Below are 12738 nucleotides of genomic sequence, written 5' to 3' on the forward strand. Positions count from 1 at the left end.
AATCGGCCGCGGCCGGGGCCGTCGGCTCCCGCCCGCGTCCGCGACGTCCCGCACCGGACGCCGCGGGCCGGTCCGGCGCAGGCCCGAGCGCACGGCCTAGGCTTGGTCCGGTGAGCGAACCGAGGCGACCGAGCGAACGGGGAGCATGATGCCGACCACCACCGACCCCACCCGGCTGAGCGAACTGCCGATCATCCAGGCCCCCATGGCCGGCGCGGCCGGTCCCGCCCTCGCGGCGGCGGTCACCCGTGCGGGCGGGCTCGGCTTTCTGGCCGCCGGTTATCGCTCGGCGCAGGCGATGGGCGCCGAGATCGACGAGTTGCGCGCGCTGATCGGCGACGCGCCGTTCGGGGTCAACGCGTTCATGCCGCATCCGGCGCCCACCCCGGCCGAGGCCGACGCGACCCGGCGCTACGCGGGCTCGCTGGCCCGGGCCGCCGCGCGCTACGGCGGCACCGTGGGTACGCCCGCGCCCGGCTCGGAACGCGACGACTGGGACGCCAAGTTCGAACTGCTGCTGGCCCGCCCGGTGCCGGTGGTGAGCTTCACCTTCGGGCTGCCGGCGATGGCGCAGGTCACCGCGCTGAAGGCGGCCGGCACGCGGACCGTGGCCACCGTCACCACGCCCGAGGAGGCCCGGGTCGCCGTCGGGCACGGGGTCGACGCGCTGTGCGTACAGGGCGCGGAAGCCGGCGGCCACCAGGGCGGCTTCGGCAACCCCGACGCGCCCGCCCCGTACGGCCTGCTCACGCTGCTCACCCTGATCGCGGGCCAGACCGAGCTGCCGCTGATCGCCGCCGGCGGCCTGATGACGGGTCGTCAGATCGAGGCGGTCCGGCTGGCCGGCGCGAGTGCCGCCCAGCTCGGCACGGCCTTCCTGCGCTGCCCCGAAAGTGTCGCGCCCGCCGCGCACAAGGCCGCGCTGGCCGACCCGGCCTTCGACCGCAGCGTGCTCACCCGCGCCTTCTCCGGCCGCTGGGCCAGGGGCCTGCACAACGGCTTCGTGGCCCGGCACGAGGCCGAGGCCCCGGGCGTCTACCCCTACGTTCACCACCTGGTCTCGCCGATCCGCAAGGCCGCCGCCGCCCGGGGCGAGGCCGACGGTCTCGCGCTGTGGGCCGGCCAGGGCTGGCGCCTCGCCCGCGAGGAGCCGGCCGCCGAGGTGATCCACCGGCTCGTCGACGAGATGGCCGCCGCCCGAAAGGCATGCGCTTGAGCGCCCCCGTCTTCCTCGCCCCCGGCGAGTCGATCCGGCACGGCCGACAGGTCGTCCTCGACGGCGCCGAGGGGCGGCACGCCGTCACGGTTCGCCGACTGGCCCCGGGCGAGGAGATCGTCCTCGCCGACGGCGCCGGCCTGGCCGTACACGGCACGGTCAACCGCACCGAGGGCAAGGACACGCTGTACGTCGACGTCGACTCGCGCACCGAGGAACCCGCGCCGGCGCCGCGGATCGTGGTGGTCCAGGCACTGCCCAAGGGCGACCGCGGCGAGCTGGCCGTGGAGACGATGACCGAGGTCGGGGTCGATGCGATCGTGCCCTGGGCCGCCGCCCGCTGCATCACCCAGTGGAAGGGTGAGCGCGGCGCCAAGGCACTGGCCAAGTGGCGCGCCACCGCCCGCGAGGCGGGCAAGCAGGCCCGCCGGCTGCACCTGCCCGAGGTCACCGACCCGATGAGCACCAGGCAGGTCGCCGCGCTGCTGGGCGCCGCCGCGTTCGCCGGCGTCCTGCACGAGGCGGCCACCGAGCCGATCGCGACCGCCGCCACCCCGACCGAGGGCGATCTGGTCCTGGTGGTCGGCCCCGAGGGTGGCGTCGCCCCGGACGAGCTGGCCGCGTTCGCCGCCGCCGGCGCCACCGCCTACCGCCTGGGCCCGACCGTACTGCGCACCTCCACGGCCGGCGTCTCGGCCGCTTCCGTACTCCTGGCCCGATCCGGCCGCTGGGCCTGACCCGGCGGGTGGGTCACCCCACTACGATCGGGGGCGACCGCCCGTGATCGACTCGGACCCGATGGAGGCACCCATGGCTGCGGGGGAACCCCAGGCCGACTGCCTGTTCTGCAAGATCCTCGCCGGCGACGTCCCGGCCACGATCGTCCACGAGACCAAGGACGTGGTGGCCTTCCGGGACATCAACCCGCAGGCGCCCACGCACGTCCTGGTCATCCCGCGCGCGCACTACGCCAACGCGGGCGAACTGGGCGCCCAGGCCCCCGAACTGGCCAGCGCGCTGCTCGCCGAGGCGGCGGCCGTCGCGGCGGCCGAGGACCTCGCCGACGCGGGCTACCGGATCGTCTTCAACACCGGCGCCGGCGCCGGCCAGACCGTGTTCCACGTGCACGCACACCTCCTCGGGGGCCGCGGGCTGAGCTGGCCTCCCGGCTAGTCGGCCGTGTCCACCAGGGAATTCCTCGTCCTCGGCACCGCGAGCCAGGCCCCGACGCGGCAGCGCAACCACAACGGTTACCTGCTGCGCTGGGACGGCGAGGGGCTGCTGTTCGACCCCGGCGAGGGCACCCAGCGGCAGATGTTGCACGCCGGGGTGGCCGCGCACGACATCACCCGGATCTGCGTCACGCACTTCCACGGTGACCACTGCCTCGGCCTGCCCGGCGTGCTCCAGCGCATGTCGCTCGACCGGGTCCCGCACCCGGTGACCGCGCACTTCCCGGCCAGTGGCCGGCACTGGTTCGACCGGCTGCACCACGCGACCGCCTTCCACGAGGCGGCGGTGCTGCTCGAGCAGCCGCTGGCGGGGGAGCATGTGGTCCTCCCCGCCGGGCCGTTCACCCTGGAGGCCCGCCGACTGTCGCACCCGGTCGAGTCGTACGGCTACCGCGTCGTGGAACCGGACGGCCGCCGGATGTTGCCCGACCGGCTCGCCGCGCACGGCATCTTCGGGCCGGACGTGGGCCGGATCCAGCGCGCCGGCCGGGTCGGCGCGGTGACCCTGGAGCAGGTGAGCGCCCCCCGACCGGGCCAGAAGTTCGCCTTCGTGATGGACACCCGGCTGTGCCCGGCGGCCGTCGAACTGGCCCGCGACGTGGATCTGCTCGTGTGCGAGTCGACGTTCGCCGACGCGGATGCCGAACTGGCCCGCGAGGTCGGCCACCTCACCGCGCGCGAGGCGGCGGGCATCGCCGCCGAGGCGGGCGCGCGGCGGCTGGTGCTGACCCACTTCTCGCAGCGCTACCCCGATGTGACACCGCTGCTCGAGCAGGCCCGCGAGGTGTTCCCGGACACCGTCGCGGCGCACGACCTGGACCGGATCGAGATCCCGCGCCGGCGGCCGACGGCCGAATAATCCCCGGGTCCGCCAAGACCCAAGAGTTACCATTGAGCAACATCGAATCGCTTCCCGAACACGGAAATGAGGCGTGATCAGGCCGCCAAGGCCGCCCATGGCTCCCACGACGAACGCGCGAGGCGCGAGCTCCGAGAACACCCCGCGAAACAGCACGCGGGAAACTCCGACCGCGCAGGCCCAGGCGAAGATCACGATCCCCGCCAAGCACCCGATGGTGGCGCTCCTCGGTTCCGGCGACTCGTTCCTGCGAGTGGTCGAGCAGGGGTTCCCCGAGGTCGACATCCACGTCCGCGGCAACGAGGTCACCGTGGCCGGCAGCGAGACCGAGGTGGCCCTGGTCCGCCGGCTCTTCGACGAGCTCTTGGTCATCGTCCGCACCGGTCAGCCGCTCACCGAGGAGGCCGTGGAGCGCTCGGTGGCGATGGTGCGCTCGGGCGACGGGCACGGCCCGGCCGAGGTGATGACCCTCAACATCCTGTCCAACCGCGGCCGGACGATCCGCCCCAAGACGCTCAACCAGAAGAGCTACGTGGACGCGATCGACGAACACACCATCGTGTTCGGCCTCGGTCCGGCGGGCACCGGCAAGACCTACCTGGCGATGGCCAAGGCGGTCCAGGCCCTGCAGTCCAAGCAGGTCACCCGGATCATCCTGACCCGCCCCGCGGTCGAGGCGGGCGAGCGGCTCGGCTTCCTGCCCGGCACCCTCTACGAGAAGATCGACCCTTACCTGCGCCCGCTCTACGACGCGCTGCACGACATGATCGACCCCGACTCGATCCCGCGCCTGATGGCCGCCGGCACCATCGAGGTGGCTCCGCTCGCGTACATGCGAGGCCGGGCCCAGCCGGTCTTCACCAAGGTGCTGACCCCGTCGGGATTCCGCCCGATCGGCGAACTCGAGGTCGGCGATCTCGTCATCGGGTCCAGCGGTGAGCCGACCCCGGTCCTGGGTGTCTACCCACAGGGCGCGAAGGACATCTACCGCGTCACGGCTCAGGACGGGTCGTCGACCCTGTGCTGCGGTGAGCATCTGTGGACGGTCAGGACGGCTGCCGATCGTCGACGGGACAAGCCCTGGCGGGTGCTGGAAACCAGGGAGATGATCGGCAATCTTCGTGCCGCGCACGCCCGGCGCTATGAACTGCCGCTGTTGACCGGCCCCGCGTGCTTCCCCGAACGCGCGGTGCCGATGGATCCTTACGCCCTGGGGCTGTTGCTCGGCGACGGATGCCTGACGGGCGCGACCACCCCCGACTTCAGCACTGCCGATCCCGAGTCGGCCACCGCACTGGAAGCGGCGTTGCCCGGTGTTCGGGTGCGGGCGAGGAACCGGGTGGACTACGTACTGAATCGGGTGAAGGCGCCGGGTGACGTTGTCACGCTGGAGAATCCGGTCACCGGTGTACTCAGGGAACTGGAACTCCTCGGCGGCCGGTCGCAGTCGAAGTTCGTGCCGGACGCGTACCTGTACAACTCGGCCGAGATCCGGCTCGCGTTGCTCCAAGGACTGCTGGACTCCGACGGTGGGCCGGTGACGCAGAGCGGACGGACCTGCCGGATCCAGTACACGACGACATCGATCCTGTTGCGGGACGACGTGGTCGCGTTGGTTCGATCCCTCGGCGGCGTGGCGTACAGCCGACGCAGGGCCGCGTTGGGTCGCCCTCCCGGGCGGGCGAACGGCCGGGTGGTGGAGCATCGCCATGACGCCCACGTCATCGACATCAGGCTCCCCGAAGGCGTTGAACCCTTCCGGCTCACGCGCAAGCGGGAGAAGTACCGGGCTGCGGGTGGTGGTGGTCGACCGATGCGGCACATCGAAAGCATCGAACCCGCCGGTCGTGAGGAAGCGGTGTGCATCCAGGTCGCGGCGGCCGACTCGTTGTACGTTACGGAGGACTACCTCCTCACCCACAACACCCTCAACGACGCGTTCATCATCCTGGACGAGGCGCAGAACACCTCGGCCGAGCAGATGAAGATGTTCCTGACCCGACTCGGCTTCGGCTCGCGCATGGTGGTCACCGGGGACACCACCCAGGTCGACCTGCCCGGCGGGACCCAGTCCGGGCTGCGCGTGGTGCAGGAGATCCTGCGCGGCGTGGACGACATCGCGTTCTGCCGGCTCACCAGCGAGGATGTGGTCCGACACAAGCTCGTCGGCCGGATCGTGGACGCCTACGCGCGCTACGACGTCCAGGTCGAGGCCAACGGCCACCCGAACGGGGTGGGCACCGGCAACGGCGACGTGCCCAGGTCGCGCGGCCGGCGGCCGGCCGAGAAGAACGGTCGGGGCAAGCACACAGTGAACATGCAAGCAGTGGAACGGGAAGTGAACTGAAGGCCATGTCCATCGACATCGCCAACGAGTCCGGCACGGGGGTGGACGAACACGCGATCGTGGACGTCGCCCGGTGGACGCTGGACCGTATGCGCATCCATCCACTGGCGGAACTGTCCGTGGTCATCGTGGACGAACCCGCGATGGAGCAACTGCACATCCAGTGGATGGACCTGCCCGGTCCGACCGACGTGATGTCCTTCCCGATGGACGAGCTGCGTCCCGGCAAGGCCGACGAGGATCCCCCGCAGGGGTTGCTCGGCGACGTCGTGTTGTGTCCGACCGTCGCGCAGCGCCAGGGCGCGGCGGCCGGCCACTCCATGGACGACGAGCTGCACCTGCTCACCGTGCACGGCGTGTTGCACCTGCTGGGCTACGACCACGCGGAACCGGACGAGGAGCGCGAGATGTTCGCGCTCCAGAAGGAACTGCTCGAGTCCTGGCGGGAGGCCCGCCGCGCCGCGGAGGACCGCGGATGAGCCGGCCACGGGATATCCCCGCCCCCGACCGGAACCGGGCCGGGGGCGGCAGTGCCCGCTGACCGCGTGCTGCAACTGGTGATCGGCGCGATCGTGCTGGTCACCGCGGCCGGCCTGTTCGCCTGCCTGGAGGCCGCCCTCTCGCGCATCTCCCGGGTCCGCGCCGAGGAACTGGTCCGGGAGGAACGACGGGGCGCCAAACGGCTCCTGACGGTGGTTCAGGACCCCGCCCGATACCTCAACCTGGCGCTGTTGGTCCGGGTCGTCTGCGAGCTGTCGGCGGCCGTCCTGGTCACCGTGGTGTGCGTGGACGACTTCGCCGAGACCTGGCAGGCGGTGCTGGTCACCATCGGCATCATGGTCGTGGTGTCCTACGTCGCGGTCGGCGTGTCCCCGCGCACCGTCGGCCGCCAACACCCGGTCACCGTGGCCACGATCGGCGCACCCGTACTGCTCGGCCTGGCCCGCGTGCTCGGCCCGTTGCCGCGGCTGCTGATCCTGCTCGGCAACGCGCTCACCCCCGGCAAGGGCTTTCGTGAGGGCCCGTTCGCGTCCGAGGCCGAACTGCGCGCGTTCGTGGACCTGGCCGAGAAGGACTCGCTGATCGAGGGCGACGAGCGCGAGATGTTGCACTCGGTGCTGCAACTGGGCGACACCATCGTGCGCGAGGTGATGGTGCCGCGCCCGGACATGGTCTTCATCGAACGGCACAAGACGCTGCGCCAGGCGATGTCGCTGGCGCTGCGCTCCGGCTACTCGCGGATACCGGTGATCGGCGAGAACGAGGACGACGTGGTGGGCATCGTCTTCCTCAAGGACCTGGCCCGGCGCAGCACGGTGGGCGACCCCGACTGGGCCAAGGAGAGCGTCGACTCGATCATGCGCGCCGCGACCTTCGTGCCGGACAGCAAGCCGGCCGACGACCTGCTGCGCGAGATGCAGGCGGACCGCACGCACATGGTCGTGGTGGTGGACGAGTACGGCGGCACCGCCGGCCTGGTCACCATCGAGGACATCCTGGAGGAGATCGTCGGCGAGATCACCGACGAATACGACACCGAGAGCGCGCCGGTCGAACAACTCCCGGACGGCGCGTTCCGGGTCACCGCCCGCCTGCCCGTGGACGAGTTGGGCGAGCTGTTCGGCCTCGAACTCGACGACGAGGACGTGGAGACCGTCGGCGGGCTGCTCGCCAAGGCGCTCGGCCGGGTGCCGATCCCGGGCGCGACGGCCGTGGTCGAGGGATTGCGGCTGGTCGCGGAGAGCCCCTCGGGCCGGCGCAACCGGGTCGGCACGATCGTGGTGAGCCGGGTCGCGCCGGACCGGGACGTACCGGCCGGCGCCGCGGAGGGCCGGTCCGGGGCGGAGCGCAATCGCTGACGGGCCGCCGGGCCGGACGGGGAATGCGGCGAGTTAGGGTGTGCCGGCACCCGTACCGCGCCGAGTTGGAGGACCCCCGTGAGCGCCGAGACGCCCGAGTTCGCCGTCGACCCCGAGGACGCCAAGCTGGTCACCCTGGCCCGGGCCACCCGGGCCCGCAACGGGGCGAGCCAGGGGGCGGCGGTGCGGGACGAGACCGGGCGTACCTACACCGCGTCCACGGTCGCGCTGCCCTCGCTCGAACTGTCCGCGCTGCGCACGGCCGTGGCGATGGCGGTCGCGGGCGGTGCACGCGGCCTCGAGGCGGCGGCGATCGTGGGCACCGACGACGCGGTGACCGAGGCCGACCGGGCCGCGGTGCGCGACCTCGGCGGCGCCGGCACCCCGATCGTGTCGGCCGGCCCGGACGCGGTGGTGCGCTCGATCGCGACCGTCTGAGGTCGGCTTCGGGGCGCCCCGGGAACCCGGGGCGCAAGGAGCGCTCGCTTCTTGAGCGACAATGTCACCCATGAGTGATCGCCCTGACCCTTCCGCGCCCGTCCACCGCTCGGGCTTCGCGTGCTTCGTGGGCCGCCCCAACGCCGGCAAGTCCACCCTGACGAACGCGCTGGTGGGCACGAAGGTGGCGATCACGTCGGGCCGCCCCCAGACCACCCGCCACACGGTGCGCGGCATCGTGCACCGCCCCGACGGCCAGCTCGTCCTGGTCGACACCCCCGGCCTGCACAAGCCGCGCACCCTGCTCGGCCAGCGGCTCAACGACCTGGTCCGGGCCACCTGGGCGGAGGTCGATGTGATCGGCTTCTGTATCCCGGCCGACCAGAAGGTCGGCCCCGGCGACAAGTTCATCGCGGCCGAACTGGCCGAGGCCAAGCGCACGCCCAAGGTCGCGATCGTCACCAAGACCGACCTGGTGGACCAGCAGACGCTGGTCCAGCAGTTGCTCGCGGTGCAGAAGATGGGCGAGGACGTCGGCATCGAGTGGGCCGAGATCATCCCGGTCTCCGCCGTCGGGGACAGCCAGGTGACCCTGGTCGCCGACCTGTTGATGCCGCTGCTGCCGCCGGGCCCGTCGCTCTACCCGGACGGCGAACTCACCGACGAGCCGGAGATGGTGATGGCCGCCGAGCTGATCCGCGAGGCGGCGCTCGAAGGCGTGCGGGACGAACTCCCGCACTCGCTCGCGGTGGTCATCGAGGAGATGATCCCGCGCGAGGACCGTCCCGCCGACCGGCCGCTGCTCGACGTGCACGCGAACCTCTACGTCGAACGCCCGAGCCAGAAGGCGATCGTGATCGGCCACAAGGGCTCGCGGCTCAAGGACGTGGGCACCCGAGCCCGCAAGCAGATCGAGGCGCTGCTTGGGACGCCCGTCTACCTGGACCTTCACGTGAAGGTGGCCAAGGACTGGCAGCGCGACCCCAAGCAGCTGCGCAAGCTCGGATTCTGAGGTCGAACGGGTCGAACGGGTGGGTCAGCGGCCGTAGGGCGCGGGTGTGTTGCGCTTGGCGGTCACCAGGACGAAGACCGCGGCGCCGAGCGCGACCACGGCGCCGACCAGCAGCAGCCACAGGCCGATTCCGGTGCTGCCGTAGTGGTCGATGGTCTTCTTGACCAGTTCATGCGCTCTGCTCGGAATGTTGTCCTTCTTGATCGGCAGCCGGGACGGCTCGGCGAGGTTCCAGGCCGCAAGCCCGATCGCGACCACCGCCGGCACGGCGCCGGCGGCGGCGAGCGGGGCCTTGCGCAGCAGGATCCCGGCGGCGAACAGGGCGAGCACCACGATGCCCGCGATCAGCGTGTACACGCCGTCGCCGCCGAGGCCCTTGTAGGTCCCGCTTTCGCCGTTGGCATCGATCTTGAGCCACGGCAGGCACGACCCGACGATGATCAGCACCGCGGCGATCGCCCCCGCGATCGCCGCCGGTCCGAACGACGGCAGCCCGCCGCCCACGCCGCCTCCGCCCGGCATGGGCGGCGGGTATCCACCGGGTTGCGGCCCGTAGCCCGGCTGCGGCGGCACACCGTACGGACCGGGCTGCTGCTGCCCGTACACCGGCGGCGGCTGCTGGCCGTACTGCTGCGGGGGCTGCTGCCCGTACTGCGGCGGCGGGGGCGGCTGCTGGCCGTAGCCGCCCGGTTGCGGCTGTCCGTAGCCCGGTCCGCCCTGCTGGGGGTATCCGCCGGGCCGGCCCTGACCCGGCTGTGGTCCGTATGGGCCCTGGTTGTCGTAACTCATACTCAGGAGCGTAGGAGGAACGGGCCCCTCCGGGGAGAGGCTCCGGTCAAAAGATCACATGTGTTCGTATGCCGGATGCCTGCTCGGCCCGTTCGGCGGGTCGGGTATGGTTGCCGACATCATGCGTCAGTGGCTGCTTCTCCTTAGCCGCCGCGCCGGGGGCTCATCCCTCTGACCGAGGTCAGACCGGCTCCCCCGTCGCGGGGATAGAGGCATGTCCGCACGTCGGAGCCTCCGGGATGTCGCTTCCTCCCGTCGCCGGCCTACCTGCCGTTGCAGTCCCTTCCTCGCGCTCAGGAGACCAGCCGCATGTCCTTCGTGACTCGCCCCACGCCGATCACCGCCTCGTCCGTGACGCAGCAGCCGTCCGGGATGCCGATCCACAAGTACCGGCCGTTTCGCGGCGTCGACCTGCCGGACCGCACGTGGCCGTCGAAGACGATCACCGTCGCGCCGCGCTGGCTGTCCACCGACCTGCGCGACGGCAATCAGGCGCTGATCGACCCGATGAGCCCGGCCCGCAAGCGGACCATGTTCGATCTGCTGGTGCGGATGGGCTACAAGGAGATCGAGGTCGGCTTCCCGGCCGCCTCGCAGACCGACTTCGACTTCATCCGCTCGATCATCGAATCGGGCGCGGTACCGGACGACGTCACCATCTCGGTGCTCACCCAGGCCCGCGAGGAACTGATCGAGCGCACCGTCGAGTCGCTGATCGGCGCGCCCAAGGCCACCGTGCACCTGTACAACGCGACCGCGCCGGAGTTCCGCCGGGTCGTCTTCAACGTCGATCGTGCGCAGTGCAAGGCGATCGCGGTCTCCGGCACCGAGCATGTGCTGCGCTTCGCGGACAAGCACCTGGGCGCGGAGACCGCGTTCGGCTACGAGTACTCGCCGGAGATCTTCATCGACACCGAGCTGGACTTCGCCCTGGAGGTCTGCGAGGCGGTGATGGACGTCTGGCAGCCGGCGGCCGGGCGCGAGATCGTGCTGAACCTGCCCGCGACCATCGAGCGCTCGACGCCGAACGTGTACGCGGACCAGATCGAGTGGATGAGCCGCAACCTGAGCCGTCGCGAGTTCGTCGCGGTGTCCGTGCATCCGCACAACGACCGCGGCGCGGCGGTGGCGGCCACCGAGCTGGCGGTGATGGCGGGCGCCGACCGGGTCGAGGGTTGCCTGTTCGGGCACGGTGAGCGCACCGGCAATGTGGACCTGGTCACGCTGGGGATGAACCTGTTCAGCCAGGGCGTGGACCCGATGATCGACTTCTCCGAGATCGACGAGATCCGGCGCACCGTCGAATACTGCACGCAACTGCCGGTGCACCCGCGCCACCCGTACGCGGGCGACCTGGTCTACACCGCGTTCTCCGGCTCGCACCAGGACGCGATCAAGAAGGGCCTGGAGGTGCTGGAGCGGGACGCGGTGGCGGCGGGCAAGCCGGTCGAGGAGCTGAACTGGGCGGTGCCCTACCTGCCGATCGACCCGAAGGACGTGGGCCGCACCTACGAGGCGGTGATCCGGGTGAACAGCCAGTCCGGCAAGGGCGGCATCGCCTACGTGCTCAAGGCCGACCACCGGATGGACCTGCCGCGGCGCGCGCAGATCGAGTTCTCCCGGATCATCCAGACCAAGACCGACGCCGAGGGCGGCGAGGTGACGCCGGCTCAGATCTGGGCCGCGTTCCGGGACGAGTACCTGCCCACCCCGGATGCCTCGTGGGGCCGGCTCGAGCTGCACGGGCACCGGACGGTCTCCGGCGAGGACGGCAAGGACGTACTCACCGTCGAGATCGGCGTGGACGGCGTGGTCCGCACCCTGGAGGCGATCGGCAACGGCCCGATCGACGCGTTCGTCCGGGCCCTGGGCGACCTGGGCTTCGACGCCCGGGTGCTGGACTACAGCGAGCACGCGATGAGCGGCGGCGAGGACGCGCGGGCCGCGGCCTACGTCGAGTGCGCGGTCGACGGCCGGGTGTTGTGGGGCGTGGGCGTGGACGAGAACATCGTGCGCGCTTCGCTGGCGGCGATCGTGAGCGCGGTAAACCGGGCCGCGCGCGGCTGATCCGCGCGTTCGCAAGGCACGGCGAGACAACGGCGGTTCCCGGTCGCACCGGGGGCCGCCGTTTTCCATTCCATGACGCCGGAGTACCGGTTCCGGGTGTGCCGGGCGGTGGACACGTTGGGGTTCCGGGCCACCCATCGGGTACCGGCCCGCGCGAGTAAAAGTAACCATCTGTCCGCTTTCGATGACGCTTCGTGAAATTCGTGGCAGCATCGAAGCAGGCGGGAATATCGCGCTCCGCCGCGCGGGACGCAGGGGGCGGCACCATGTTTTTCGTCGTGGGCATCCGGACCATCCGATCGGCGATCGGGGACGGCGAGTTCCACTGTCCGGCGTGCGGCGGTGATCGGCGCTTCCGCAAGGGCGGCGGCCGGCGCCGACTCGTGCTGTTCGGCGTCGCGTTGATCCCGCTCGGGCGGGCCGGCTCGGGCATCGAGTGCGCGGTGTGCTGCACCCGGCACGACGTCTCGGTCCTGGAGGCACCGACCGCCCGGGCGCTCACCCTGCTGCTGCGCGAGGCGGTCCGCACCCTGGTGGTGGCCGTGGTGGCGGCCGTGGACGACGAGCCGCACGAGGCGGACACGGTGCGCGCGGCGGCGGTCGAGGCGGTCCGAGCCGCGGGCATGCCGAGCTACGACGCCTGCACGCTGGCCGCCGACGTCGGCGCGCACCTGGCCCAGGACACCGAGTGGGCGCTCGCCGAGATCGCCCCGCACCTCGCGGTGGCCGGGCGCGAGCACCTGGTCGGCGTGGCGGCCCGGGTCGCACTGGCCGGCGGGGCGTACGACCCGGCGCATCGGGTGATCCTCTACCACGCCGGCGACCGACTCGGCCTGGGCCGGGCCCGCGTCGATCACGTGCTCGCGGGCCCGTGAGCCGGCACACCGGCCCCGGCGTGCCGGTGGCGCGCGGCACAATG

The 12738-nt window shown here is 71.7% G+C and carries 12 protein-coding genes; 11 read left to right on the forward strand and 1 reads right to left on the reverse strand.

The window, feature by feature from the left end; genetic code table 11:
- Nucleotides 1-148: 148 nt before the first annotated feature.
- The 9 genes from ABIA38_RS00500 (at nucleotide 149) to era (ending at nucleotide 8963) form a co-directional block, all read left to right on the forward strand.
- The gene (locus ABIA38_RS00500; RefSeq protein WP_424636743.1) at nucleotides 149-1216 is read left to right on the forward strand and encodes an NAD(P)H-dependent flavin oxidoreductase; all 1068 of its coding nucleotides are present in this window, start codon (nucleotides 149-151) and stop codon (nucleotides 1214-1216) included.
- Complete coding sequence (locus tag ABIA38_RS00505; RefSeq protein WP_424636311.1) at nucleotides 1213-1953, forward strand: 16S rRNA (uracil(1498)-N(3))-methyltransferase; 741 nt, start codon at nucleotides 1213-1215, stop codon at nucleotides 1951-1953. The genes ABIA38_RS00500 and ABIA38_RS00505 overlap by 4 nt, the downstream gene beginning before the upstream one ends.
- Before the next feature lie 73 nt (nucleotides 1954-2026).
- Nucleotides 2027-2389 (forward strand): HIT domain-containing protein, encoded by a 363-nt coding sequence (locus tag ABIA38_RS00510; protein ID WP_424636312.1) that lies wholly within the window; start codon nucleotides 2027-2029, stop codon nucleotides 2387-2389.
- Between the two features lie 6 nt (nucleotides 2390-2395).
- Nucleotides 2396-3307: a ribonuclease Z gene (locus tag ABIA38_RS00515; RefSeq protein ID WP_424636313.1), complete on the forward strand. Its 912-nt coding sequence runs from the start codon at nucleotides 2396-2398 to the stop codon at nucleotides 3305-3307.
- 214 nt (nucleotides 3308-3521) lie between these two features.
- Nucleotides 3522-5654 carry a PhoH family protein gene (locus tag ABIA38_RS00520; RefSeq protein ID WP_424636744.1) on the forward strand — a complete coding sequence of 711 codons (2133 nt, stop codon included), beginning with the start codon at nucleotides 3522-3524 and terminating at the stop codon, nucleotides 5652-5654.
- 5 nt (nucleotides 5655-5659) lie between these two features.
- The gene (ybeY, locus tag ABIA38_RS00525) at nucleotides 5660-6133 is read left to right on the forward strand and encodes an rRNA maturation RNase YbeY (protein WP_424636314.1); all 474 of its coding nucleotides are present in this window, start codon (nucleotides 5660-5662) and stop codon (nucleotides 6131-6133) included.
- 51 nt (nucleotides 6134-6184) lie between these two features.
- Nucleotides 6185-7513, forward strand: coding sequence for a hemolysin family protein (locus ABIA38_RS00530; protein WP_424636315.1), 1329 nt, complete (start codon nucleotides 6185-6187; stop codon nucleotides 7511-7513).
- A gap of 78 nt (nucleotides 7514-7591) precedes the next feature.
- Complete coding sequence (locus ABIA38_RS00535; protein ID WP_424636316.1) at nucleotides 7592-7951, forward strand: cytidine deaminase; 360 nt, start codon at nucleotides 7592-7594, stop codon at nucleotides 7949-7951.
- A gap of 61 nt (nucleotides 7952-8012) precedes the next feature.
- On the forward strand, nucleotides 8013-8963 hold the full coding sequence (gene era / locus ABIA38_RS00540; RefSeq protein ID WP_424636317.1) for a GTPase Era: 951 nt from the start codon (nucleotides 8013-8015) through the stop codon (nucleotides 8961-8963).
- Nucleotides 8964-8987: 24 nt separating this feature from the next.
- Here the strand turns inward: era and ABIA38_RS00545 are convergent, their stop codons facing one another.
- Nucleotides 8988-9752, reverse strand: coding sequence for a Trp biosynthesis-associated membrane protein (locus tag ABIA38_RS00545; protein ID WP_424636318.1), 765 nt, complete (start codon nucleotides 9750-9752; stop codon nucleotides 8988-8990).
- 309 nt (nucleotides 9753-10061) lie between these two features.
- Here ABIA38_RS00545 and leuA point away from each other — a divergent pair, with 309 nt between their 5' ends.
- Nucleotides 10062-11819 (forward strand): 2-isopropylmalate synthase, encoded by a 1758-nt coding sequence (gene leuA / locus ABIA38_RS00550; protein WP_424636319.1) that lies wholly within the window; start codon nucleotides 10062-10064, stop codon nucleotides 11817-11819.
- Between the two features lie 266 nt (nucleotides 11820-12085).
- Nucleotides 12086-12694, forward strand: coding sequence for a TerB family tellurite resistance protein (locus tag ABIA38_RS00555; protein WP_424636320.1), 609 nt, complete (start codon nucleotides 12086-12088; stop codon nucleotides 12692-12694).
- Nucleotides 12695-12738: the final 44 nt, after the last annotated feature.

This window comes from Embleya sp. AB8 (assembly GCF_049739465.1).
In the GTDB taxonomy this organism is placed as follows: domain Bacteria; phylum Actinomycetota; class Actinomycetes; order Streptomycetales; family Streptomycetaceae; genus Embleya.

Excerpts from the sequence above, each read along its gene's own strand:
- leuA (WP_424636319.1), top strand. The coding sequence starts at position 10,062 with ATGTCCTTCGTGACTCGCCCCACGCCGATCACCGCCTCGTCCGTGACG.
- era (WP_424636317.1), top strand. The coding sequence starts at position 8,013 with ATGTCACCCATGAGTGATCGCCCTGACCCTTCCGCGCCCGTCCACCGC.
- ABIA38_RS00555 (WP_424636320.1), top strand. The coding sequence starts at position 12,086 with ATGTTTTTCGTCGTGGGCATCCGGACCATCCGATCGGCGATCGGGGAC.
- ABIA38_RS00510 (WP_424636312.1), top strand. The coding sequence starts at position 2,027 with ATGGCTGCGGGGGAACCCCAGGCCGACTGCCTGTTCTGCAAGATCCTC.
- ABIA38_RS00500 (WP_424636743.1), top strand. The coding sequence starts at position 149 with ATGCCGACCACCACCGACCCCACCCGGCTGAGCGAACTGCCGATCATC.
- ABIA38_RS00520 (WP_424636744.1), top strand. The coding sequence starts at position 3,522 with ATGGTGGCGCTCCTCGGTTCCGGCGACTCGTTCCTGCGAGTGGTCGAG.
- ABIA38_RS00545 (WP_424636318.1), bottom strand. The coding sequence starts at position 9,752 with ATGAGTTACGACAACCAGGGCCCATACGGACCACAGCCGGGTCAGGGC.
- ybeY (WP_424636314.1), top strand. The coding sequence starts at position 5,660 with ATGTCCATCGACATCGCCAACGAGTCCGGCACGGGGGTGGACGAACAC.